This is a genomic window from Micromonospora sp. C51 (genome assembly GCF_018070435.1).
In the GTDB taxonomy this organism is placed as follows: Bacteria; Actinomycetota; Actinomycetes; order Mycobacteriales; family Micromonosporaceae; genus Micromonospora; species Micromonospora sediminimaris.
In genome coordinates this window covers 104,081-127,731 of sequence record NZ_JAGPXQ010000005.1, presented here as the reverse complement: position 1 = coordinate 127,731, position 23,651 = coordinate 104,081, and the positions used below count along the sequence as shown (strand labels likewise).

General features: G+C 71.5%; 24 protein-coding genes and 1 pseudogene. 4 read left to right on the top strand and 21 right to left on the bottom strand.

The features are described 5' to 3' along the window. Positions 1–79 precede the first annotated feature (79 nt). On the bottom strand, positions 80–793 hold the full coding sequence (locus KBX50_RS08935; protein ID WP_210936202.1) for a hypothetical protein: 714 nt from the start codon (positions 791–793) through the stop codon (positions 80–82). A 153-nt stretch (positions 794–946) separates the two neighbouring features. Here KBX50_RS08935 and KBX50_RS08930 point away from each other — a divergent pair, with 153 nt between their 5' ends. The 3 genes from KBX50_RS08930 to KBX50_RS08920 all read left to right on the top strand — a co-directional run bounded on the left by KBX50_RS08930 (position 947) and on the right by KBX50_RS08920 (position 2,630). Beyond that, the gene (locus tag KBX50_RS08930) at positions 947–1,378 is read left to right on the top strand and encodes an OsmC family protein (RefSeq protein ID WP_210936201.1); all 432 of its coding nucleotides are present in this window, start codon (positions 947–949) and stop codon (positions 1,376–1,378) included. 129 nt (positions 1,379–1,507) lie between these two features. After that, positions 1,508–1,846: a metallopeptidase family protein gene (locus KBX50_RS08925; RefSeq protein ID WP_170863629.1), complete on the top strand. Its 339-nt coding sequence runs from the start codon at positions 1,508–1,510 to the stop codon at positions 1,844–1,846. A gap of 67 nt (positions 1,847–1,913) precedes the next feature. Continuing rightward, a complete protein-coding gene (locus KBX50_RS08920; RefSeq protein WP_210936200.1) occupies positions 1,914–2,630 on the top strand; it encodes an AIM24 family protein in 717 nt (238 codons plus the stop codon). A 64-nt stretch (positions 2,631–2,694) separates the two neighbouring features. On the opposite strand, the gene pheA is transcribed toward KBX50_RS08920, so the two are convergent. From pheA to KBX50_RS08900, 4 genes and pseudogenes are all read right to left on the bottom strand, one after another. Continuing rightward, positions 2,695–3,651: a prephenate dehydratase gene (gene pheA / locus KBX50_RS08915; RefSeq protein ID WP_210936199.1), complete on the bottom strand. Its 957-nt coding sequence runs from the start codon at positions 3,649–3,651 to the stop codon at positions 2,695–2,697. 105 nt (positions 3,652–3,756) lie between these two features. Beyond that, positions 3,757–4,242, bottom strand: a pseudogene (locus KBX50_RS08910) (hypothetical protein); the annotation flags it as partial. A gap of 164 nt (positions 4,243–4,406) precedes the next feature. After that, positions 4,407–4,865 carry a PAS domain-containing protein gene (locus KBX50_RS08905; protein WP_210936198.1) on the bottom strand — a complete coding sequence of 153 codons (459 nt, stop codon included), beginning with the start codon at positions 4,863–4,865 and terminating at the stop codon, positions 4,407–4,409. A 167-nt stretch (positions 4,866–5,032) separates the two neighbouring features. Continuing rightward, positions 5,033–5,773: a hypothetical protein gene (locus KBX50_RS08900; RefSeq protein ID WP_210936197.1), complete on the bottom strand. Its 741-nt coding sequence runs from the start codon at positions 5,771–5,773 to the stop codon at positions 5,033–5,035. Positions 5,774–5,936: 163 nt separating this feature from the next. Between KBX50_RS08900 and KBX50_RS08895 the strand changes: the two genes are divergently transcribed. Beyond that, complete coding sequence (locus KBX50_RS08895) at positions 5,937–7,154, top strand: arginine deiminase (RefSeq protein ID WP_210936196.1); 1,218 nt, start codon at positions 5,937–5,939, stop codon at positions 7,152–7,154. A 51-nt stretch (positions 7,155–7,205) separates the two neighbouring features. Here the strand turns inward: KBX50_RS08895 and KBX50_RS08890 are convergent, their stop codons facing one another. The 16 genes from KBX50_RS08890 to KBX50_RS08815 form a co-directional block, all read right to left on the bottom strand. Next, on the bottom strand, positions 7,206–8,090 hold the full coding sequence (locus KBX50_RS08890; protein ID WP_210936194.1) for a DUF5926 family protein: 885 nt from the start codon (positions 8,088–8,090) through the stop codon (positions 7,206–7,208). Positions 8,091–8,175: 85 nt separating this feature from the next. Continuing rightward, positions 8,176–8,589, bottom strand: a complete 414-nt coding sequence (locus KBX50_RS08885) for an ATP-binding protein (RefSeq protein WP_210936362.1) — start codon at positions 8,587–8,589, stop codon at positions 8,176–8,178. Between the two features lie 66 nt (positions 8,590–8,655). Then, on the bottom strand, positions 8,656–10,113 hold the full coding sequence (locus KBX50_RS08880; RefSeq protein ID WP_210936191.1) for an ATP-binding protein: 1,458 nt from the start codon (positions 10,111–10,113) through the stop codon (positions 8,656–8,658). Positions 10,114–10,173: 60 nt separating this feature from the next. Then, complete coding sequence (locus KBX50_RS08875) at positions 10,174–10,965, bottom strand: glycerophosphodiester phosphodiesterase family protein (protein WP_210936188.1); 792 nt, start codon at positions 10,963–10,965, stop codon at positions 10,174–10,176. A 10-nt stretch (positions 10,966–10,975) separates the two neighbouring features. Continuing rightward, positions 10,976–11,311 carry a rhodanese-like domain-containing protein gene (locus KBX50_RS08870; RefSeq protein WP_210936186.1) on the bottom strand — a complete coding sequence of 112 codons (336 nt, stop codon included), beginning with the start codon at positions 11,309–11,311 and terminating at the stop codon, positions 10,976–10,978. Positions 11,312–11,391: 80 nt separating this feature from the next. After that, positions 11,392–12,330, bottom strand: coding sequence for an LCP family protein (locus KBX50_RS08865; RefSeq protein WP_210936184.1), 939 nt, complete (start codon positions 12,328–12,330; stop codon positions 11,392–11,394). A 198-nt stretch (positions 12,331–12,528) separates the two neighbouring features. Then, complete coding sequence (locus KBX50_RS08860) at positions 12,529–13,716, bottom strand: LCP family protein (RefSeq protein ID WP_247673364.1); 1,188 nt, start codon at positions 13,714–13,716, stop codon at positions 12,529–12,531. Positions 13,717–13,887: 171 nt separating this feature from the next. Then, the gene (locus tag KBX50_RS08855; RefSeq protein ID WP_210936182.1) at positions 13,888–15,108 is read right to left on the bottom strand and encodes an LCP family protein; all 1,221 of its coding nucleotides are present in this window, start codon (positions 15,106–15,108) and stop codon (positions 13,888–13,890) included. Positions 15,109–15,172: 64 nt separating this feature from the next. Beyond that, positions 15,173–16,147, bottom strand: a complete 975-nt coding sequence (locus tag KBX50_RS08850; RefSeq protein WP_210936180.1) for an NAD-dependent epimerase/dehydratase family protein — start codon at positions 16,145–16,147, stop codon at positions 15,173–15,175. A gap of 44 nt (positions 16,148–16,191) precedes the next feature. Then, positions 16,192–16,722, bottom strand: a complete 531-nt coding sequence (locus KBX50_RS08845; RefSeq protein WP_210936178.1) for a flavin reductase family protein — start codon at positions 16,720–16,722, stop codon at positions 16,192–16,194. A gap of 142 nt (positions 16,723–16,864) precedes the next feature. Continuing rightward, the gene (locus KBX50_RS08840; RefSeq protein ID WP_210936176.1) at positions 16,865–18,556 is read right to left on the bottom strand and encodes an ABC transporter permease; all 1,692 of its coding nucleotides are present in this window, start codon (positions 18,554–18,556) and stop codon (positions 16,865–16,867) included. Next, positions 18,541–19,305: an ABC transporter ATP-binding protein gene (locus KBX50_RS08835; RefSeq protein ID WP_210936175.1), complete on the bottom strand. Its 765-nt coding sequence runs from the start codon at positions 19,303–19,305 to the stop codon at positions 18,541–18,543. The genes KBX50_RS08840 and KBX50_RS08835 overlap by 16 nt, the downstream gene beginning before the upstream one ends. A 109-nt stretch (positions 19,306–19,414) precedes the next feature. Continuing rightward, entirely contained in the window at positions 19,415–21,055 is a 1,641-nt protein-coding gene (locus tag KBX50_RS08830) for a cation acetate symporter (protein ID WP_210936174.1), read from the bottom strand. A gap of 1 nt (position 21,056) precedes the next feature. Beyond that, positions 21,057–21,503 carry a hypothetical protein gene (locus tag KBX50_RS08825; protein WP_247673362.1) on the bottom strand — a complete coding sequence of 149 codons (447 nt, stop codon included), beginning with the start codon at positions 21,501–21,503 and terminating at the stop codon, positions 21,057–21,059. Between the two features lie 102 nt (positions 21,504–21,605). Beyond that, entirely contained in the window at positions 21,606–22,385 is a 780-nt protein-coding gene (locus KBX50_RS08820) for a LytTR family DNA-binding domain-containing protein (RefSeq protein ID WP_210936173.1), read from the bottom strand. Continuing rightward, on the bottom strand, positions 22,382–23,608 hold the full coding sequence (locus KBX50_RS08815) for a sensor histidine kinase (RefSeq protein WP_210936172.1): 1,227 nt from the start codon (positions 23,606–23,608) through the stop codon (positions 22,382–22,384). Before KBX50_RS08815 ends, KBX50_RS08820 begins: the two co-directional genes overlap by 4 nt. Between the last annotated feature and the right edge of the window lie 43 nt (positions 23,609–23,651).

Genomic DNA, 23,651 nt, shown 5'->3' with positions numbered 1-23,651 from the left:
TCGCAACCATGGCTTCCAGGCGAATCGGGTGCCAACGGGCGACACACCGGAGATGACCTCGTGACCGGGGGTCGGTGGATCAGTCGGTCGGTGCCTCCCGGGCGAAGGGCACCGTCGGTGTGACGGTTATGTCCGCAGGTGGGCGTTCCCCCTCCGGCTCCGCGTCCATCGACGGCCGTCGGCCGCGCCGTCGCGGCCCGTCCGACCCCGGCCGGGCGCCGGCCGGTCCGGGCGAGGTCCGGAGGAGCGCAGCGGCGAACAGCCCGACGGCGACGAAGGCGGTGATCAGACCGCGCCCGTACTCGACGTCGAAGGTCAGTTCCGGGTTCAAGTACATTCCCCGGCCCAGGGTGTCGTCGAGCGCCGTCGCGGTCGTCGCCAGCAGCGCGAGCACACCCGCGGCGAGTGCCAACCCCGCCACCCGGGCATTCGCCCGGACAGCGTCCGTACCGCGCACCGCGAGCGCCACCGTGGCACCGAGCGCGAGCAGCCCGACCAGGTATGCCGAGCCCAGCCCGAGGTCGGAGATGCCGCTGGTCACCTGAAGCGGCGTGTCCGGATCCGGTCCGCCGTTGGGGATCGTGATCGTCGACCACTCGCCGAGCAGCGACGCCAGAGCCGCCACCGCGCCGAGCCCGGCCAGCAGCACCGGCACCCGGTGGTCGCCGCCGAGGCCACCGAAAGCCCGCCGGAACCGGCCGGTTGCCGGCGACTCGTCCTCCGCCCCCCACTCGATGACGCTGGCACCGTCGGTGCGGTCGTCCTGACGGGGAATGGGGAGGTCGTGGGTCATCACTCACCCTCTCCTGATGGCCGGGACTCGCGTCCGCCGCGCCGCGAGCTCCGGGTCGCATCATGACACAGCCGGGTCGCGACGCCGAGGAACAACCACGCGGCCGGGGGCGGTCGGTCGCCTGCCGGCCCTCGGTGGACTAGCGTCAGGTGCATGCCTATCCGTACCGCTTCCGCACGCTGGCAGGGCAACCTCACCGAGGGGTCCGGCACCATCCGCACCGGCAAGGGCGGGCTGGAGGGGAACTACTCCTTCAAGTCCCGTTTCGAAGAGGGTGAGGGCACCAACCCCGAGGAACTGATCGGTGCCGCGCACGCCGGCTGCTTCTCGATGGCCTTCTCCAAGGCGCTCGCCGACGCCGGCACGACGCCCACCTCCGTGGAGACCACCGCCAAGGTGCACCTCGACAAGACCGACGCCGGGATGACCGTGACCCGGATCGAGCTGGACACCGTCGGTGCGGTGCCCGGCATCGACGAGGCGCAGTTCGCCAAGCTGGCCGAGACCGCCAAGCAGAACTGCCCGATCTCGCGCCTGCTCTCGCCCGGCGCCGAGATCACTCTCACCGCTCGCCTCACCTCCTGACCTGCGCCCAGCCCGCAGCGATTCCTGCCTCTTGGCCGTCGGCGGACCGGCACCGACCGTGCCGGTCCGCCGCGTTCGGGGTGCCGGACCGCGGGCCGGCTGGGGGAGAATGACGCCGTGGCGGTCGAGATGGAGCGTGAGCGGTTCGAGGAACTGGTCGGGGAGGCACTCGACGAGGTTCCAGAGGAACTGCTGGCGCTGATGAGCAACGTGGTGATCCTGGTCGAGGACGACCCGCCGCCCGGCGAGGATCTGCTCGGCCTGTACGAGGGACACGCGCTGACCGAACGCGGCTGGGACTACGCAGGCGTACTGCCCGACCGGATCCTCATCTACCGCAACCCCATCCTGCGCATCTGCCACAGCGACGAGGACGTAGTCGACGAGGTGGCCGTGACCGTGGTGCACGAGATCGCCCACCACTTCGGCATCGACGACGCGCGCCTACACGAGCTGGGCTGGGGTTGACGCCTGCTTCCGGGGTTGCGGGCTGGCCCTACCGTCTCGGCCAGGTACGGCGAGTACGGGAGGAATCATGCGCAGCGAGCTGTTCTCGGCGGCGAATCTGGAGCAGGAGTCGACGCAACCCGGCATGCGGTTGCAGAACTCCAAGATGTTGAAGATCGAACTCGACGGTGAGGCGATGGCCCGGGTCGGTTCGATGGTGGCGTACCAGGGTCAGGTGCAGTTCCAGGCGCTCGGCTCCGGTGGGCTGGGCAACTTCCTCAAGCAGAAGCTCACCGGCGAGGGTGTGCCGCTGATGAAGCTCACCGGACGCGGCGACGTGTTCCTGGCCGACTTCGCCAAGGACGTGCACGTCATCGACCTGGAGCCGGGCGACGCCCTCTCCATCAACGGCTCCAGCGTGCTGGCCTTCGACGCCACGCTGCGCTACGACATCAAGATGGTCGGCGGGGCCGGCATGGCCTCGTCCGGCCTGTTCAACTGCGTCTTCACCGGGCACGGCAGGATCGCCGTCACCACCCGGGGAACTCCGGTCGTGCTCAACGTCGACGCGCCCACCTATGTGGACCCACAGGCTGCCGTCTGCTGGTCGGCGAGCCTACAGACCGGCTACCACCGGGCCGACCAGATCGGGCTCGGCACGCTGCTGGGCCGCACCACCGGTGAGGCGTACACGATGAGCTTCGCCGGCCACGGCTTCGTCGTCGTCCAGCCCTCCGAGGAGCCACCGATCATGGGCAGCGGCCAGCAGGACCAGGGCGGTGTGCTCGGCAGCCTGTTCCGGTAGTCCGCGGCGCGCCGGGCTCGCGCAGCCGGGGCCCGGCTACGTCGGCCGGCGGCACCCGGGTCGCTCAGGTCAGCTCCCCCGCGCGCAGGCGGGTGAGCCAGGCGGCGGCATCGGTGTAGTCGGCGTCGGACAGGCCCGCCGGGGCGGTCACCGGCCGTTCCGGCGCCGATCCGTCCCAGCGGTGCCGGGGGTACGAGCCGAGGAAGCGTACGTCGGCGCAGACCCGACGTAGCCCCTGCAACGCCTCACCCAGCCGGACGTCGGCGACGTGACCGGTGCAGTCGAGGAAGAAGACGTAGCGGCCGAGGGCCTCGCCCGTTGGCCGGGACTCGATCCTGGTCAGGTTGACGCCCCGGACCGCCAGTTCCATCAGTACGGACAGCAGCGCGCCCACCCGGTCGTGCGCGATGTAGACGGCGAGTGACGTCACGTCGTCGCCGGTGGGCGGCGGAGGCGGACCGGGCCGCGACAGCAGCGCGAAGCGGGTCACCCCGTCGGGGTGATCGGCGATCTTGTCGGCCAGGACGGCGAGCCGGTGCCGGGTCGCGCCGATGGGTGCGCAGATGGCCGCGTCGTACTCACCGTTGGCCGCGCCGGCCGCCGCCGCGCCGTTGGACAGCACGTCCACCACGACCGCGTCGGGCAGGTGGGTCCGCAGCCAGCCCCGGCACTGGGTGGACGCCTGCGGGTGTGCGGCGATGCTGCGCACCGACGGCAGCGGAGTTCCTGCCCGTGCCCCGAGCACGAACTCCACCGGCAGGATCACCTCCCGGGTGATGACCAGCGGCTCGCCCTCGGCCAACTCGTCGAGGGTGACCCCGACCGCGCCCCCGATCGAGTTCTCCAATGGCACCAGAGCCGCGTCGGCCTCGGCGGCGCGGACGGCCTCCAGCGCCTCGCCGACGCTGCGGGCCGGCGTGCGGCTGCCCCGCTCGGCAGCGGGCACGGTGCGTAGTGCCTGCTCGGCGAAGGTGCCCTCGGGCCCGAGGTAGACGAAACGGGTCGGCGGCGTTCCCGGCATGCCCTCAGCCTACGCACCCGGAGTCGGCGACGGGCCCGACGGAGTGGGTGAGGGGTTCGAGGGAGTCGGCGATGCCGTCGGCGGGGCGACCGGCACCGGAAGACCGCCACCATCACTGCCACAGGCCAGGGTCTGGATGCCGGCCGGACTGGCGACCCGCACCTCGGCCGTACACACGTCGGTGCCGGCGGTCACCAGGCGCAAAGATCCGGCCCGGTCCCGGCTGACCACCTGGAGTGGCTCGTATCCGGCGACGTCGAGGGTGGTCAGGTGCCAGTCGGCGGCACACAACGGACCGGTGCGGACGCTGACCCGAGCGCTGCCGGGCAGCAGCCCACGACGGCCACGCACCAGCTCGATGATCTGCTTCCCGGACGGCTCGCCGGTGCAGGCCACCGCGACCAGCCCCGGGTCGGCCGCCGGCGTGGTCGGAACGGCACCCGGAAGTGCACCGAAGGACGGCGTGGCGGAGCTGGTGGGGCTGGTCGTCGCCCGGCTGGGCGGCAGGGTCGGTAGACCGCCGCTGTCGCGTGCCTCCGGGGGCGCGCCACATCCGACGGCCAACACGGTCAGCACGGCAACACCGATCAGCCGACCGTGCCGCCGACACGGGCGGAGGAAGGCCCCGGTGGGGGACCGGGAGCCGGCGGTGGGCCGATCGGGGTCGACGGGGAACGGCGAGGTGGGCGGCACGGAGTGGTCCTCAGGGCGGGAACTCTGGACGGCATGGTGGCCGAGCCCATGGTAGGAGGAAGTCAGACCTCGGAGAAGAAGGTGAGGGAGCCGGCCACCGTGCCGTCGGCGACCACGGGGGTGGAGATCGCGTCCACCGTCGCGTCAGGGGCGTCCTCGGTCGCCGCCTCGATGCGTAGCAGGCCCCGGGCCAGTCGGCCGGAGGTGAGCGCCAGCAGCGGGGGGATCTTGTCGATCTCGGGCTCGGCCAGCTCGCCCCGGTAGGCGGTGAAGTCGAGCAGTCGCAGCCCTCCGTCGAGCAGCGGCAGGCCGATCACGTCCTCCGGCGCACCCAGTTGGAGCAGCTCGCAACCGGCGGTGGAGACGGCCAGCACCCGGGTCTCGGCGTCGATCAGCAGGCAGGGTTCGTCGGCGCTGGAGACCGTGGCCGACCAGCGGCCGAGGTTGTCGCCCTCCAGCTCTGTCGGTGTCCCCCCGGAGGGCGCGAACACTTCCGAGAGCGAGAGTTCGACGTGGGCCACCGAGCCTCCTATGCACACCGACGGTACGTCCACGCTAGCCGGTCGCGGCAGCGACCGCCGACCGCGTTGGGCGTACGGTGCCGTCGGTGTTGATCAGTGCCCGGTCGGCGACGGCGCGAGCCGGCGGGAGCTGAGCCGTGCCCGGCCGCGTGGCGTCGCCGTTGACGTTACCGGCGGCCGGTCGGCTTGTCAGCGGCCATTCGGCCGTCCTCGTACCACCGGTAGTCCGCAGCCGGCGGGTAACCGCCGTCGCCCCAGGTGCCGGGGTGCTGCGCTACCCGGGACAGCTTCTCGGCGGTGGCCGGACTGATCCGGTTACCGCCGGCCACCAGGAGCCGGTCGAGCTCCCGGTGGGTCGCCATGAGGCAGTCCTTCGGCAGACCGTAGACGCTGATCACCCCGGAGCCCACGAAGGTGAGCACCGGGGTCACCGGGATCGGGTGGCCGACGGCCGCGGTCAGCGCCTTGCTCGCCCGTCGTGCGTCGCGACGTGCCTCGGCCACGTAGGGCGGGCGCTTGCCGTTGATCTGCACAACGTCACCGGCGACCAGGACGCGGGCCCGGCCATGGTCGGCGATGGTGACGGCGAAGAGGCCGCTCGGACCGATGGCCAGGAACCCGGCCCGGTTGTCCGCGTGGTCGTCGAGGAGGGCATCGGCCACGTCGGTGCGGGGCCAGTCGATGACGTGCCAGGCCGGCCCGAGATGGTCGAGCTGACCGAGAGCGCGGGCACCGGCCGCCTCCAGCCGTCGCGCGCCCCGCTCCGCCCGACGGCGGCGGGCCCATTCCAACGGAGACGGGCGAGGAGCCGCGACCACCCCGGGAGACTCGACCCGGGGGTGCGGTACCGCCACTGGCGGCAGCGCCCTGGCGGACGGTACGGCTCGACGTGCGGGGAAAACAGTCATCGCGACCTCCGGCAAAAGGTCCCTCGAAGTTACGTTCTCACTACCCTACGTTGCCAGTCCCGGTGGTCGGCAAGCCGGAGCGCCGGAATGACTGTGGATGAATGCCATATTCACCCACGGTTGTTTTACCGGATACCGCCAAACCCTGCCCTACGCTGCGGGGGTGAGCCACCACGTGGACAGTGAGGTCGGCCGGCTCGGCACCGTCCTATTGCACCGGCCGGGGCCGGAACTCGCCCGGCTGACCCCGCGCAACAACGACTCGCTGCTTTTCGACGCCATCCCGTGGGTAGGTCGGGCGCAGGAGGAGCACGACGCCTTCGCGGAAGCCCTACGGGAACGCGGTGTCGAGGTGCTCTACCTGACCGACCTGCTCACCGAGACGCTGGCCGTGGCGGAGGCCCGGACGGAACTGACCGACGAGGTGCTCAACTCGCCTCGGCTCGGCGACACCCTGCGCGCCCGGGTCGCCGCGCATCTGGCGTACCTCGACCCGGCCGCGTTGGCCAGCGTCCTCGTCGCTGGCCTGGCCCACGAGGAGTTGCGGCTCGGCCGGGACCGCCGGGGTGGGCTCGTCTACACCCTGATGGACCGCCACGACTTCATCATCGACCCGCTGCCCAACCTGCTGTTCACCCGCGACTCGTCACTGTGGATCGGTGACCGGGTGGGTGTGACGAGTCTGGCGATGCCCGCCCGGCGGCGGGAGACCACGCTTACCGACGCGATCTACCGTCACCATCCCCGGTTCGCCGGCACCGAGTTCGTCTACCGCCCGGGCCTGGAGCCCCTGGAAGGTGGGGACGTGCTGCTGCTGGCACCCGGCGTGCTGGCCGTCGGTGTCGGCGAGCGGACCACACCCGCCGGTGCCGAGCGTCTCGCGCGTCGGGTCTTCGCGGCCGGGCTGGCGCACACCATCCTCGTCGTGCCGATCGCCCAGGAACGGGCCACCATGCACCTGGACACGATCTGCACGATGGTCGACGTCGACGCGGTGCTGATGTACCCGAACGTGGCCAGCAGCCTGTCGGCGTACACCGTCATCGCCGGTGCCGACGGTGCGGACCCGCGGGTCGACGGGCCGGCGCCGTTCCTGCGGGCCGCCGCCGACGCGATGGACCTGGACCGGCTACGGGTGATCGACACCGGGCTCGACCCGGTGACCGCCGAGCGGGAGCAGTGGGACGACGGCAACAACACCTTGGCGCTCGCGCCCCGACTCTGCGTCGGCTACGAGCGCAACGTCGAGACCAACGCCCAGTTGGAGCGGGCCGGCATCGAACTCATTCCGATTGCCGGCTCGGAGCTGGGCTCGGGGCGCGGCGGCCCCCGCTGCATGTCCTGCCCACTGCTGCGGGAGCAGGGCAGGGCACCCTCCTGACGGCCGGGTGGAGCAGGTGCCCGGCGGGCGAATCAGCAGCCCGGGTTGCGGTCAGCGCAGGGTGAGCTGACGGCCGAGCAGCCCCTGGCGGGACCTGCGGGCGTCGGCGTCGAGCGGGCCGGTCTCGGCCAGGGCGTCGGCGTACCGCTTGGCGAAGTCGGCGACCGGCTGCTCCCAGTCACCGGCCGGGATCGCCTCGGGCAGGTCCCAGACCGGCACCAGCCGCCCGTGGGCCCGGAACATGCCGGCGAACCGGGTCTGGTCGCCGAGGGTCAGCGAGCCGGCCGCGCCGAGCCGGGCCAGCGCGTCCAGGGCGGCCTCCTCGGCCTCGGGCAGCACCCAGCGGACGTGGGCCTTGTCCGTCACCTGGCACCAGTACGCGGCACGCGCGGCGGTCAGTCGCACCGTGGGATAGATCGCCGCGTTGGCCCGCTCCAGGGAAGCCCGCACGGTCGGGTCCTCGGCGGCTTCCGGGGCCAGCCAGAACTCGAACCCCTCGTGCAGGCTGATCTCCAACGGCCCGTCGACCAGGATGTCCTGCAACCGGGGACCGGGGCCGGGCAGCGGCGGCACCGCGACCTGGGCGCCGGGGGCGGTACGCAGTGCGCAGAGCAGCGACTCGGCCAGGTCACGGGAGACGTCACCGGACTGGAGATGACGCTGGAGCCCGATGAAGATGTGGCCGTCGTCCCGGCTCATCGCGGGGGCGGCCATCGGCAGTACGGTGGCCAGCGTCACCGGCCGGTCGCCGTGCTCCTCGACGAGCGCCGGGGCGAGCCGCAGCGGCGCGGAAGCGGCTGGCACCAGCTCCCGCAGGGCGATCCACTCGGGCTCGTCGACCAGCCCCTCGAAGGGCCGGGGCACGAAGACGTCCCGGACCCGTTCCCGCTTGCCGGTCGCAGCGGCGGCCCGCTGGTTCTTTCGACGCTTGCTCACGGCGACACAGCCTAGCGGGTGACACAGGCGCCGGAGCCCTCCGGTGGAGGGTGGGGCCGGACCCGACAACGGTCGACCGACCGGCTCAGCCGGAGGTCACCAAGGCCGGCTGGTCGACGACCGGTTCGAAGTCGGCCCAGACGCTCTGACCGAGACCGTCGCGCTCCACGCCCCAACTGGTCGCCAGGCCGGAGACGATGTGCAGACCCCGGCCGTCGGCCGCGTCCGGGTCCGGCGGACGGATTCGCGGGGCACCCGACGCGCCGCCGTCGGTGACCCGCAGCCGGAGCTGCGGCCCGTCGGGCGCGTGGCGCAGCCGCCAGGCGACCCGGACCACGCCGCCCGGCAGCGGGTCGGCATGCCGGACCGCGTTACCCACCAGCTCGGCCAGGACCGCTACCAGATCCGCCAGCATCGCCGGGGAGACGCTGCCGGCCAGCTCGGCGGCGAGCCGGTGCCGGGCGATCCGCGCCCCACTGGCGTGGTGCGGCACCACCACGCACCACGCGCGTTCGACAGCTGTCGTCGCCACCTCTGCCCCTCTTTCGCCCCGTGACCCCCACTGTCACCTGCGGGGCAGCCGCACCTCTGCGACCGTACCCCCACCACTTCTCGGACGAAGGAATACCCACCCATTCTGTTGTTCAACGATCCGGCGCACGAGATAGAGGCCGAGCCCGGTGCCGGGATAGCGACGCCGGTCGCCGGAGTCGCCCTGCCAGAACCGGTCGAAGGCCCGTTCCACGTGCTCCGGGCGTACGCCGATGCCCCGGTCACTGACCCGGAAGCAGACGGTCTGGCCGTCGGCACCGGCGGCGACGTCGATCGGGGAGTCGGGTGGGGAGTACTTGCCGGCGTTGGTGACGAGTTCGGTGAGCACGGTGGCCAGGCTCTGCCGATGGCCGATCGCCCTGGGCAGCTCGGCCGGCACCTCAAGGGTGATCCGCCGACGCAGGTCCGTGGGCAGGTCGGCGATCGCGACCCGGAGCGTCTCGGTGAGGTCGAAGGGTGCCGGCGGTCCGTCGCCCGGCCACGCCTCGGCCGCGGAGGCGAGCAGCCGGTCGAGCAGCCGGGCCAGTTCGTTGGCCCGCTGGCCGATGACCCGGGCGGCCTGCCGCCGGTCGGTCTCGCTCAGCGACTCCCAGTGGTCGGTGAGGGTGTCCGCGTAGCCCTTGATGACCGTGACCGGGGTACGCAACTCGTGGCTGGTGACCGCGACGAAGAGATCTCGCTCGTGGTCGTGCCGCTGCTGGTCGGTGGTGTCCCGGAAGGTGACCACCCGCAGGGCGCCGGGGCCCGGCAACTCACCCGAGGTGATCCGCAGCCAGCGCCCGCTCGGCAGGCGATGATCGAGGACCTGCCCGGACGGCGGGAGCGGGAAGGGCAGCGGCTGGTTGATCGCCTCCCCGGGGGACCGACCGGTCACCTGCGCGGCGGCCGGATTCCAGAGCCGCACCTTGGCGTCCCGGTCCACCACGGCCAGCCCGTCGGCGAGCGCCGCGACCACCGGACCGTCGCCGTGCACCGGCAGGCCGCTCTGGTCGCCGTACATGTGAGCGATGCAGGAGCCCAGGTAACCGACCACGCCGCAGTGCTCGGCGGTGGGTTCCTCGTCGCCAGCGAGGTAGAGGGCGTGCAGACTGCCGACGGTGTGGCCACCGATCTCGGCCCGGGAGACGACCATCCGCCGCAGGCCGCGCTGGGCCAGCTCGCTGGTCAGCGAGTTGCTGAACTGGTCGGTTCGTACGCACTGCACCCGGGGGCCGGCGAGCAGGCAGATGGTGACCGGATCGTTGGCCGGCAGCGGCCGGCCGACGGTCCACTCAGCGGCACCGGTGGCGGCTATCACCCGGCCGCCGCTGGGCGCGAACTCCACGAACGCCATCCCGGCGGCACCGAGCGCCGGCTGGGCCACCCGGAGCAGCTGGGTCAGCACCGGTAGACCCGCGTCACCGGAATTGATCATCTCGATGACGGCGGTGTGCCCGGCGATGAGAGCGGAGTAGTCGGTGCGGTCCGGCATGACCCCGAGTGTGCCTGCCGTCCGCGTTCCCGGGCACCCCCGAGCGGCCTCAGGCTCTGACTACCTGTGCAACCGGGCGAGAGTCCGCGCCGGGCGGTCGGTGATCACGCCGTCCACCCCCGCCGCCAGCACGAGGTCGAGGTCGGCCGGCTCGTTCACGGTCCAGACATAGACCTGGTTGCCGGCTGCCCGCAGCGCCGGCACCAGGGCGGGGCGGGCGCGGACCAGCGCGATCCCCGGTCCGGCGATGTCGGCACCGAACGGCAGCCGACCCATGGGCAACCAGCGAGGCAGCACCTCCAGCAGGAGCACGGTCGGTAGCGCGGGGGCCAGTGCCCGGATCCGGCGTACCGCCAGCGGGGAGAACGACATCACGGTGACCCGTACGAGTGCGTCCGGGTGCGGGTCGGCCAGACCGTACCGGCGCAGCAGCGCGACCAGCCGCCGCTCCACGTTGCCGCCGTAGCGGGACGGATGTTTGGTCTCCACCAGCAGCCGGACGGGCCGGCCGGCGGCCAGCACCGCCGCCAGCAGCCGTTCGAGGGTGAGCAGTCGGGTGTGCGAGTCGTCGAGCACCTCGTCGCCGTTGGCCGGCACCCCTCCGGGATGCCAGGAACCGAAATCCAACTGCTCCAACTCGGCGAGCGTCCGGGCGCTGACCAGACCCCGGCCGTTGCTGGTCCGGTCCAGCCGCCGGTCGTGTACGCAGACGAGGTGCCCGTCGCGGGTCAACCGGACGTCGCACTCCAGCCCGTCGGCACCCTCGTCGAGAGCGCGCAGATAGGCGGCGAGGGTGTGCTCGGGCAGGTCGTACGAGGCGCCACGGTGGGCGAAGACGAGGGGTCCGTCCACGGCTCGCGTCCTACAGCACCCGGCCCGGCTGCCCGTCCGAGCCGACCACCGGTCGACCGGCCGCCGCCCAGTCGCCCATCCCGCCGGCGACGTTGCTCACCTGCTCCCAGCCGTTACGCAGCAGATACGCGACGACCTGAGCGGAGCGACCGCCGGAGCGGCAGATGACGGCCACGTCCCGGTCGGTCGGCACCTCGGCCAGCCGGGCCGGTAGTTCCATCATCGGCAGGTGGTGGGCGCCCGGGGCGTGACCGGCGCTCCACTCGTCGTCCTCCCGGACGTCGAGCAGGTACGTCTGATCGTTGATCTCGGGAACGGTCACGGTGGGTATCTGAGGTCCGAACACGGGTACCAAGCCTAGAACCTCGTGGGGTGGCGGCCCGCGACGGACGGCGTTGCGCCCGGCGGGCCCGGTCATCGGGCGGGTCAGAGCCGGGTCACCCAGCGCGGATGCGCACCGGCCCACTCCGACATCCGGCTGCCGCGCACCGCCTCGAACAGCCCGTCACCTTCGTCGTCGAGCCGGACGTAGGACACCTGGTCGATCATCTGGGGGTGAGACGGTACCTGCACGCCCCGTAGTCCGTCGGTGGCCAGTCCGTGCAGCGCGAGCAGCAGGTCCTCCACCGGCACGCCGTTGGTGTCCAGGGTCAGGGAGCCGCCCACGGCCCCGATCAGCCGGTGCAGCCGTACCGGGTCGGTACGGAGTCGGGTCTCACCGGCCTGTGCCAGCATCGCCCCCAACAACTGTTGCTGGTGGGTCTGCCGGTCGTAGTCGCCGCCCGGCAGATCGTAGCGCTGGCGCACGTAGTCCAGCGCCTGTTCGCCGTCCATCCGCTGGCAGCCGGGACGGAAGACCCGGTCGGTGTGGATCGACTTCACCTCGTCGCGTACGCACATGTCGACCCCGCCGAGCAGGTCGATCACGTTCCGGAGACCGGCGAAGTCGACGAGTGCGGCGCCGTCGAAGCGGATGCCGGTGAGCCGGGTCAGGGTGGCCGAGAGCAGGTGCGCACCGGGCTGGCCGCCGCCACCGTACTCGTACGCCGTATTGATCCTGTCCTCACCGCCGGGGTAGCCGCCTCCCGGCGGGATCGTCACCAGCAGGTCGCGCGGCACGGAGACCAGATAGCCCTCGCGTAGTCCGGGCGGCACGTGCACGATCAGGATGGTGTCAGTGCGTTGCTCGGAGCCGGCGTCTCCGGGCCGGCGGTCCGAGCCGACGAGCAGGTAGTTGAGCGGGCCGTCCAGGTCGGTACGGTCGGCGCGGGCGCTCGGGTCGAGCAGCTCCGCCCGGGTCATGGTGCTCTCGTACCGGTCGGTGAGCGTCCGGAGTCCGATCACCGCGATCGTGGCCAGCAGCATCGCCGCCAGCCCGATACCGAGCAGTACGCGAGGCCACCGCGGTCGCCGGGTACGCGCGCCCGGTGCCCGCTCTCGGTTGGTACGCCGCCTCCTGGCCGTGACGTCCCTCCCCGTAGCCTGATGTGAATCCGACTCACATCAGGCTACGGAAGTGTCACGAAGAGTGACGGTGGTTTCGGCTATCGCGCTGCCCCGCCGTCACTTCCGTGAGGAGATCACCTCGGGGTTGTAGAAGACGAACTCGGCGAGCTTGTCCTTCCGGACCGCCTGGAACATGTCCAGCGTCTGCTCGCTGAGCGCCTCGGTGCCGTTGCCCTTGGCGTTGTACGTGCCGCCGTTGGTCTTCAGCATGATCAGTTCGTTGCCGGTCACCCCGCGCATGGTGAAGACGAAATCCTCCACCGGCACGCCACCGGTGTCCAGGATGAACGCCTTACCGGCCGCCTTGATCAGCGCGTTCAGCTTCACCGGGTTGGTCAGGCTCCCGTTCTGGGTGGCCTTCTTGGCCATTGCCTTGATCAGCTGCTGCTGGTTCTGCTGGCGGTCGTAGTCGCTGTTCTTGAGACCGTACCGCTGGCGGGAGAAGTCCAGGGCCGCCCAGCCCTCCATCTCCTGGCAGCCCTTCTTGTGCACCACCGGGGTACGCGACTTGCCGGTCTTCTTGGCGTCCGCGTTCCACATCGGCTTGCCGTCGACGTACGACATGTGGATCGAGGTGACCTCCTGCTTCGGGCAGATGCGCACCGAGCCGAGGGCGTCGATGACGTTCTTGAAGCCGCCGAAGTTGATGATCGCCGCACCGTCGAAGCTGACCCCGGTCATGCCCTTGATGGTCTGCGCCATCAACTGGGCGCCGCCCTCCCAGCCGCCGCCGTTCTGGGCGCCGGCCTGGAACGCCCCGTTGATCTTGCCGACGCCGCCCGGGTAACCGGTCTTCTCGAACGCCGGGATCCGCGCCTCGGTGTCCCGCGGGATCGAGATCAGGTACGCCTGGTCGTGGGTGGCCGGGATGTGCAGCACGATGATGCTGTCCGCGCGTACGTCGTCCGCCGCCCACCGCTCCCGGGCGTCTACCCCCAGCAACAGCATGTCGATCGGGCCCTTGAGATCGGCCCCACCCTCCGCGGAGGTCTTACTGGCGTCACCGAGCAGGTTGCGCTGGGAAATGCTGCCGGTGGCCTGACTGATCAGCGCCTTGCTGCCGACGATGGCCACACCGCTGGTCATCATCAGCGCGGCGCCGAAGATCACGGTGAGCCGGGCCCAGAGTGGATCCCTGCGCCGGGTGCGCTTCTTGCCGGACTTGCCGGGACCGTCGTTCTTGAGAGTCGGTGGGGCAGCGGACGTGCGCGGCGGCTCAAGCAGAGAGGGGCTGTGAACCGGCATGCGTGCTCCAGCTCGTGTACGCAGAAGGGGGCGGGAACACTTTACGTTCGCATTCCCGTGCTGGCGAGTTCGGGTGCTGTCCAGTTCACGTTCTCCGCCGCGTCATCCTGCTGTAATGGCCGATCGTCCACAACCAAGTGGACGATCGGCCGTTCCGGTGGTCGCTGGTGCTCAGCCGTTGCCGTTGGTCGGCTGCTTGTTGGCCTGCATCCAGTCGGCCATCGTGTCCGCAGCCATCGCCCGGTACATGGTCAGCGCCTTCTCCCGGTCGGAGACGACCACCGACTCGCCGTTGATGGTCTGGCTGCCCAGGTGCGGGCTGGTGACGAAGGTCAGGTTCTCGCCCCGCAGGTTGCGGAACTGCACCGCCATGTCGGTGAGCGAGAAGCCCTGGTCGACGGTGACCGCTTCGGTGACCGACTGGAGGAAGGCGTTGAGCTTCTTCGGGTTGGTCAGCGTGCCCGTGCTGGCCGCCTTGTCCATCAGCGCCCGCAGGAAATCCTGCTGATGCCGCATCCGCGCGAAGTCGCCGTCCGGGAACTGCTTGCGCTGGCGGATCCAGTCCAGGGCCTCGCTGCCGTTCATGTGGTTGGTGCCCTTGGTGAACTTCCGGTACGGCTTGTGGATTGAGGTGATGGTCCGCTCCACCTCCAGGTCCACCCCGCCGAGGGCGTCGGTGACCTGCTTGAACCCGGCGAAGTCGATGGCCATCACGTGATCGATGTGCACGTCGGTGAAGCACTCGACCGTACGTACCGCCAGGGGCAGTCCACCGAACGCGAACGCGGCGTTGATCTTGCGTCGTTGGCCCGTCTCACATCCGGCGCCGGCGCTCTCCGGAATCGGCACGTACAGGTCCCGTGGGATGGAGACGAGGTACGCCTGCTTGTGGTCGGCGGGGATGTGCATGACGATGATCGTGTCGGCCCGCCACTCGCCGGCCCGGTCCATCGGCGCGTCCGGATCCCGCGAGTCGGTGCCCACCATCAGGATGTTCAACGCGCCGTTGACCGCCTTGGGCGGTCGGTCACCGGTGATCTCCGAGAACGGGTCGGTCCGAGCCATGTTGTTGTCGAGGCTGCGGGCGTAGAACCAGGCTCCCGCGCCGCCGATCAGGGCCAGCACCAGCACGGCGACCCCGGCCACCAGCGCGATGCGACGCCAGTGCGGTCGCCGCCGCGGTGACGGACCGCCGGGCCCGCCCGGACCCAGCGGACCGCGTGGTCCTCCCGCGCCGCCGGCCGGGCTCGGCTCATCGTCGTACGCCGGGTGCCACCGGGTGTCGGCCGGCGGGTTGGCCCGGCTTCCGCGTCCCGGGCCTGGCACCGCTGCCCGGCCGGCGCTGCGGTGCAGGTGGAGGGCCGGTAGCGCGGCGGGAATGGCTGCTGACATGTAACTCAATGTACGCAGCACGAGCCAGTCCCGCCCCTACCGAGCGGTGCGCCGTCGGTGGCGACTACCCCAGCCGCTGGCGGAAGTGGTCGATGGTGCGCCGCAGTCCCTCCTCGGGTGCGACGGTGGGCTCGTAGCCGAGTGCTTCGCGGGCGAGGGTGAGGTCCGGACGGCGCATTTCCGGGTCGTCGGCACTGCGCGTGACGTAAGTCACCTCGGATCGGCTGCCACAGAGCGACACGATCGTCTCGGCCAGCTCCCGCATGCTCATCTCGTGCTCGGTGCCACAGTTCACCGGCCCGCTCTCGGTCGAGTCCAGCAGCAGCAGGATGCCCCGGACCAGGTCGGCGACGTAGCAGATGGAACGCGTCTGGTTGCCGGTGCCGTGCACGGTGATCGGCTCGTTGCGCAGCGCCTGAGAGATGAAGGTCGGGATGGCCCGTCCGTCGTCCGGCCGCATCCTCGGCCCGTAGGTGTTGAAGATCCGCACGATCGCGGTGTCCACGCCGCGACTGCGGCGGTACGCCATCGTCGCGGCCTCCGAGAACCGCTTCGCCTCGTCGTAGACGCTGCGAATGCCGATCGGGTTGACGTTGCCCCAGTACGTCTCCCGCTGCGGGTGCTCCTTCGGGTCGCCGTACGCCTCGGAGGTGGAGGCCATCAGGAACCGGGCGCCGTCGGCGGCGGCCCGCTCCAGCAGGTGCAGGGTGGCCACCGAGCCGACCCGAAGGATCTCCACCGGCAGCTTCTCGAAGTCGGTCGGGCTGGCCGGTGAGGCCATGTGCAGGATCGCGTCGAAGCGTTCCGCCAACGCCGGATGGCTGGGCAGGCCGTCGGCGATGTCGGCTTCCACCAGGGTGAAGTTCGGCGTGTCGAGCAGGTGCGCGACGTTTTCCTTGGACCCGGTGACGAAGTTGTCGAGAGCGACGACTGTGCAGCCGCGTTCGATCAGGGAATCCACCAGGTGCGACGGAACGAAACCGGCGCCGCCGGTGACCAGGATCCGATGACCGGGACCGAAGCGCTGCTCAACCTTCATGACTGGTCAGCCTAAAGGAGCGGGTGGTCGGTCCGTCGCAACGGTCAGGCCAGTTCCCGGTAGCGACCCCGGTGGTGCAGCAGCGGCTCGGCGTCGTCGGCCAGCTCCACGCGCTCGATGGTCGCCTCCACCAGCAGGCTCCAGCCGTACTCCCGGTTACCGTCGAGGCGGCAACCGGCCCAGCCACCCGCGTCGCCCGGCACCGGACCGTACGGCGTGTCGAGCCAGGTGCCGGTGGCGAAGAGGCCACCCGGTGACGGGAACATACCGGCGAACCGGTCGGCAAGCTGTCGGTGTGGTGGGCCGAGCGGGGTCACGGCGAACCGGCCCGTCTCCTCGACCGCCGCCCACAGCTCCGACTCGGCGTCGACCAGTCCGAGCAGCCGGCCCGGCTCGCCCTCGGCGACCAGGGTCGATGACACCGTCAGCCCGGCCGGTCCGGGCGCCGTCCAGAGGGTCACCGGCGCGGCGAGCCGGCCCCGCAGCCGGCGTACGGGCGACCGTTGGTCGGCCGGCGCGGCGAACGGGTCGGTGTGATGGATCCGGGCACCCGGCTCATGATTCACGTGAAACATTGTGACCCGTCTGCCCGGTTCTCGGCCTCGGCTACCGCTCACGAGATGCGGCATGTTGGGGTATCTCCCGGTAGGGATGCCGCGACATGCCGCATCTTGCGCGACGGTCAGCGGCGGTCAGCGACGGTCCAGCAGCCGGCGGTCAGCGGCGCGGGGTGACCAGGGCGAGCAGTTCGGGTTGGCGGCGGTCCAGCACGTCGCCGGCCAGGTACGCGCCGAGCAGCGCCGCGCCGACGCCGTAGGCCACGCCCAACGGCAGGCCGAGCCAGAGCCAGGCGTCGCCGAGCAGTGCCGCGGCGAGCACCATCGGTGCGGCGAGCGCGCTGGTGGCCACCATGGCCAGCAGCGTCAGCATCCCCTTCACCACCCCGGCCCCGCTGTTCATCGCGAACGGGTTGCTCGTCTCCGGCAGCGAGTACGCGCCCAGCACGGAGACGAACGAGTTGACCGCCAGCCCGGCACCGTAGGTGGCGACCAGCGCACCCGCCATGAATCCGATCCACGTCGGTTCGCCGAGCACCAGCGCGATCACCACGGCGACCACCGCCAGCATCGGCAGCACGTAGAGCGAGAACGCGGTGATCCGGGCGCGCAACTCCAGCCGACCCGGTACGCCGGCCACCACGTTTGCCGCGTACGCGCTGCCGTCGAAGCCGAACTGGTTCGCCAGGGTCACGGCGGCGAGCAGCCCGACGAAGAGCATGGAGAGGCTGACCAGCACCGGCGAGGAGTCCCCCGCAGCGCTGAAGCCCTGGTCGCTGTCGATCGTGAAGCCCTGCCCACCAAAGTTGACCATTACCGGCACGAAGAGACCGACCACCGCGATCGTGATCAGGTTGGCGCGTCGTCGGGCGTCCCGCCACCAGTAGCGGGCCTCCCGGGCGACCAGGGCACCGAAGCGATCCCGACGCAGCCAGCCGGCGGCCCGGGGAAAGAGCTGGGTCACCACGCCGCCGGTCACTCCGGGCCGTGCCCGGGTGGGTCCGGCGGTCGCCGCGCCCACCATCGCCGACTCCAGCGAGCGTGACCACCAGGCCAGCAGCGCGACGATCGTCACCACGGTGATCAGCAGCTTCACGGGTGCGGCCCAGGCGCGGCCCTGCGCCACGTCGATGCCCGCCGTCCAAGGGGCACCGAAGGGGGTCCAGCCGATCACCGTCGCCACGCCGGTGAGCCGGTCCCAGTCGGTGTCCTGGATCGCCGCCACGCCGGCGAGCTGCAACGGGCCGAGCGACGCGGCGAGCACCGCGAGCAGGACGGCCGCCAGGTCGCGTACCCGGCGGGAGCGCAGCATCGAGGCGAATGCGCTGGTCACCGCTCGGGCACCGGCCACGCAGAGGAGCAGCCCGCAGACCACCCCGACGGCGGTGACCAGGGCGGCCGACCAACCGCCGAACACCCCGGCGGTGACCACAAGACCCGAGAGGGCCAGCAGCATGGCGACCGTGGGTACGCTCACCAGCGCCGCCGCGAACAGCCCGGTCACCAGGGTGCGTCGGGACAGCGGCAGCAGCGCGAACCGGGCCGGGTCGAGTGTCTCGTCGACGCCGAAGAAGACCAGCGGCAGCAGCAGCCAACCGAGCACCGTCAGCCCACCGGCGAACGCGGCGACCAGCAGGGCGTACCGGTCGTCGCCGGCCAGCCCGGGAGCCGCCAGGCCGAAGAAGGCGCCGACCGCGAACCAGAGCCCGATCAGCGAGCCGACCAGGAACAGCGCCACCCGCCAGCCCTGACCGCGGAAGTTGTTGCCCATCACCCGCAGCTTGAGTCGGACGAAGTGACGCGCCGAGACCGGCCGCACCCGGTTCGCCGGTGCGGTCACCGGGACAGCCACGCCAGCTCCTCACCGGTGGCGGTACGCCCGCCGACCACCTCGACGAAGACGTCTTCCAGCGAACGGTCGCCGCGGACCTGCTCCAGGGTGCCGACCCGCTTGATGGTCCCACCGGCGAGGATCGCCACGTGTGAGCAGAGCCGTTGCACGACCTCCATGACGTGGCTGGAGAAGACCACCGTCCCGCCGCCGGCCACGTACCGCTTGAGGATGTCCCGGATCAGCGCCGCCGAGACCGGGTCGACCGCCTCGAATGGTTCGTCCAGCACGAGCAGCCGGGGCCCGTGCAACAACGCACAGGCCAGCCCGATCTTCTTCTTCATGCCGGCGGAGTAGTCGACCACAAGCGTCCGACCGGCGTCGGCGAGGGCCAGCACGTCGAGCAGCTCGGCCGCCCGCTGGTCGACCACGGCCGGGTCCATGCCGCGCAGCAGGCCGTGGTACGCGAGCAGCTCGGCCCCGCTGAGCCGGTCGAACAGGCGTACCCCGTCCGGCATGACGCCGAGCAGCTGCTTCGCGGTGACCGGGTCGGCCCACACGTCGTGGCCCAGCACCCAGGCGCCTCCGGCGTCAGGCCGGAGCAGCCCGACCGCCATGGACAGGGTGGTGGTCTTGCCGGCGCCGTTCGGGCCGAGCAGCCCGTAGAACGAGCCAGCCGGGACGTCGAGATCCACGCCGGCCACCGCGACCTTGCCGTCGAAGCTCTTGGCCAGGCCGCGTAGCGCCAGCGCCGGGTGCTCACCAGTCATGCGCCCGACCGTATCCCGTGCCGACCAACCCGCCGCCCGACCGGAGGAGGATCCGCAGCTCATCCCCGAGTCGGACCAGCGTGGGAGTCGGGGCCGGAAGGACGCTTCCTCACGAGCGGAGGGCGTCGGGGGCGTGCAGGCGGAGCATGGTGCGGCCGATGTCGGCCGGGGCGCGGCGGCGGGTGGCCAGCGAGACCGCGATCATCACCGTGAAGGCCAGCGGCACCGTCCAGGCGGCCGGCTGGGCGATCAGGGTGGCCGGCCAGCCGGTCATGGCCGGGCCGAGGACGGTGATCAGGACCGAGGTCACGGCGGCGCCGCCGCCGACGAGAATTCCGGCGGCGGCGCCCGCGTCGGTGAGGCCCCGCCACCAGATGCCGAGCACCAGCAGCGGGCAGAAGCTGGACGCGGCGACCGCGAACGCCAGGCCCACCACCTGCGAGACGTCCAGGCCGGAGACGTTGAGGGCGAGGACCGTCGGCACCACCCCGGCGATCACTGTCGCCAGCCGGAAGCCGCGCACCGAGCCTCGACCGAGCACATCGGTGGAGATCACCCCGGCGACGCTGGTGAGCAGCCCGGACGAGGTGGACAGGAAGGCCGCGAACGCCCCGGCGGCGACCAGCGCGGCCAGTAGGCGACCGGTGGTCCCGGCACCGAGTGCCGCCTCGGGCAGCAGCACCACCACCGCATCGGTCTGGCCGGTGATCAGCAGTTGCGGTGTGTAGATCCGGCCCAGCACGCCGTAGATGGTGGGCAGCAGGTAGAAGACGCCGACCAGGGCCAGCACCACCAGGGTGGTCCGGCGGGCGGCGGCCCCGTCGGGATTGGTGTAGAAGCGCACCAGAACGTGCGGCAGCCCCATGGTGCCCAGGAAGGTGGCCAGGATCAGCGAGTACGTGCCGAACAGTCCCCGGTCGTCGGAACCGGCGTCACTGGGCAGCAGCCAGTCGGTGGCCCCGTTGGCCACCCCGGAGACCTCCGGCACCGGTTCGCCCTCGGCGAAGCTCAGCTCGTCGCCGGGGCGTACCTCCAGGGTCTGGCCGTCGGCGAGGGTGAGCACGGCCTGCTGCTCGACCACGACGGTGGTTGCCGTCCGGAACGTGGCCCCGTCCGGCGGGGTCACCGCCGGACGGCCGTCGGCCTGCCACTGGAGGGCCAGGAAGATCGCCGGTACGGCGAGCGCGGTCAGCTTGAGCCAGTACTGGAACGCCTGCACGAAGGTGACCGCCCGCATCCCGCCCAGGGCCACGTTCGCGGTCACGACGGCGGCCACCACCAGCGCGCCGACCGGGTACGGCGAGCCGGCCAGCGTGGCCAGCGTCAGGCCGGCGCCCTGAAGCTGCGGCACCAGGTAGAGCCAGCCGATGAAGATCACGAAGATGGTGGCCAGCGTGCGTAGCCGGCGGGACCCGAGCCGCAGCTCGCAGAAGTCGGGCAGGGTGAACGCGCCGGACCGGCGCAGCGGTGCGGCCACGAACAGCAGCAGGGCCAGGTATCCGGCGGCGAACCCGACCGGGTACCAGAGCACGTCCACGCCGTACTTGAGGATCAGCCCGGCGACGCCGAGGAAACTCGCCGCCGACAGGTACTCGCCGCCGATCGCGGCTGCGTTCCAGGTGGGGCTGACCACCCGGGAGGCGACCAGGAAGTCGGAGGTGGTGCGGGCCAGCCGTAGCCCGTAGAAGCCGATGGCGACGGTGACCAGGGTGACCGCCACGATCGCCGGTACGACGAGGTCGTTGCCCACGTCAGCGCTCCGGCCGCTGGACCAGGTCGGTGAAGTCCTGCTCGTTGCGCTCGGCCAGCCGGACGTACGTCCAGCCGACGGCCACCAGGAACGGGAAGGAGAGCACCCCGAGCAGCAGCCATGGCAGGTTGACGCCGAGCACGGTCATCCGGCCGACCGAGGGGGCGATGGCGAACAGCCAGGGCAGCCCGCCCAGCCCGACCATCACCACCGCCGACAGTTGCAGCGCCAGGGCCAGTTGAGCGCGGACCAGACCGCGGACGAGCGCCTCACCGACCCGGGTCTGCTGGGTCAGCTCGGTGTGGGTACCCGCTGGCCAGTGCGGCCGGCGGGAGACCTCGGCCAACACCACCCGGGTACGCGCGGGCGGCCCGGACCCGACGCCCTCGTCTACGGTTCCGGGCGGATCGGGTCGGCGGGGTGCCGGCAGTGCATCCTCGGCGGCCATCCCGGCAGTCTCGTCCGCCCGGCGGGATTGTCAAGCGGCCTGTGGACAACGGTGTGGACAACGAGTCGGGCCTGTGGACAACGCGGTGGACAACCCCGCCGATCAGCGGCTCCACTCCTGCTTGGCGGCCCGGACCAGCTTGTCCTTCAGCTCCCGGGTGTGCCGGCGGCTCACCGGCAGCTCAGTACCGTCGATGACCACCACGTAGCCGGAGTTGACCAGACGGAGTTCGGCGATAAGCCGGAGCTGCACCAGGTACGACCGGTGGATCCGGACGAACCCGGCGTCGGCCCACCGTTCGGCGAGCGTGGCCAGCGACACCCGCACCAGGTGTGACCCGTCCGCCGTGTGCAGCCGGGCGTAGTCGCCCTGTGCCTCGACCCACCGCACGGCGGACCGGGGCAGCATCCGGGTGGTGCCGGCCAGCTCGACCGGGATGGTGGGATCCTCCTCGGCCCGGGCCAGCGCGGCGGGATGGGTGGGCACCACCCGCGAGCCGACCACCCGGCGCAGCGCCTCGGCCAGCCGCTCGGCGCGTACCGGCTTGCGCACGTAGTCGGTGGCGCCCACGTCGAAGGCGTCCGCGGCACCGTCGTCGTACGCGGTGACGAAGACGATCGCCGGAGGGTGGGCGAAGCGGCGCAGCACCCGGGCCAGCTCCATGCCGTCCAGACCGGGCATCCGGATGTCCAGGAAGACCACGTCCACGTCGTCGTCGCGGAGCACCCGCAGCGCCTCGGTGGCGTCGCCGGCCGTGTACAGCCGGGCCACCCGGGGATCGGCCCGCAGGTGGTACGCCAGCTCGTCCAGCGCCGGTGGCTCGTCGTCGACCGCCAGCACCCGCAGGAAGCCGGTGGCGGCGGTCGGGCCGGAGCCGGTCACGAACCCGCCCGTACGCCGGGGTGGAACTTCGGCACCCGCATGCTCACCTTCGTACCCGAGCCGACACCGGTCTCGACGACCAGGCCGAAGCCGTCACCGAAGACCGAGCGCAGGCGCTCGTCGACGTTCGACAACCCGACGTGCTGGCCCGGATCGTCCCCCGGGTCGCCGGTCGATCCGGCCAGCTCGGCGATTCCCGCGGTCAGCGTGGCCGGATCCATCCCCACTCCGTCGTCCTCCACCGTTATGTGGCATTCAGCGCCCGCATCCCGAGCCTCGATGCTCACCATGCCCGTGCCCGGCTTGCGCGACAACCCGTGGCGGACCGCGTTCTCGACAAGTGGTTGCAGGCACAGGAACGGCAGGGTCACCGGCAGCACCTCGGGGGCGATCTGGAGCCGCACCTGAAGCCGGTCACCGAACCTGGCCCGCTCGATGGTCAGGTAGCGGTCGATCGAGCGCAGCTCCTCAGCCAGCGTGGTGAACTCGCCGTGCGCCCGGAACGAGTACCGGGTGAACTCGGCAAACTCCAGGATCAGCTCCCGGGCCCGCTCCGGATCGGTGCGGACGAAGGAACCGATCGCGGTCAGCGCGTTGTAGATGAAGTGCGGGCTGATCTGCGCGCGCAGGGCGCGTACCTCGGCCCGGGCCAACCGCTCCCGGGACGAGTCCAGCTCCGCCAGGGCCAGTTGGCTGCCGGCCCAGTGGGCGGTCTCCAGGGTGGCCTGGACCAGCCCGGGTGCCGGAGCGCCGTCGGTGACGGCGACCAGCGCGCCGGTGATCCGGCCGGACGCCCCACCGAGCGGGGCCACCACCGCGCCCCGGACCGGGCAGTCGATCCGGTCGCAGGTCAGCTCCGCCTCGCCCAGCACGGTGGAACGCTCGGACGCGATCACCCGCCGGGCGGCGGTCCGCAGCTGCTCCCGGTGGTGCGCGCCGCGTCCGTCGAGCGCGAGCAGGTCGTCGGTGTCGGTCAACGCCAGCCCTTCCGCGCCGACCAGGGTGCGCAGGTGGCGGGCGGCCTTTGCCGCGCCGGCCGGGTTCAGCCCGGCCCGCAGCGGCTCGGCCGCCAGCCCGGCGGTGTGCAGCACCTCGTAGGTGGCCCGTTGTCCGGGCGTGGCGATGCCGCGCCGCCCACGTAGCCGGCCGACCGCGAACAGCGCCCCGGCCAGCACACTGACCAGGGAGAAGACGCCGATCACGGCGGATATGTTGCCACCCACGTCGACGATCCTGCTGGTTGCGGACGCTGCGGGAAAGGGGTGG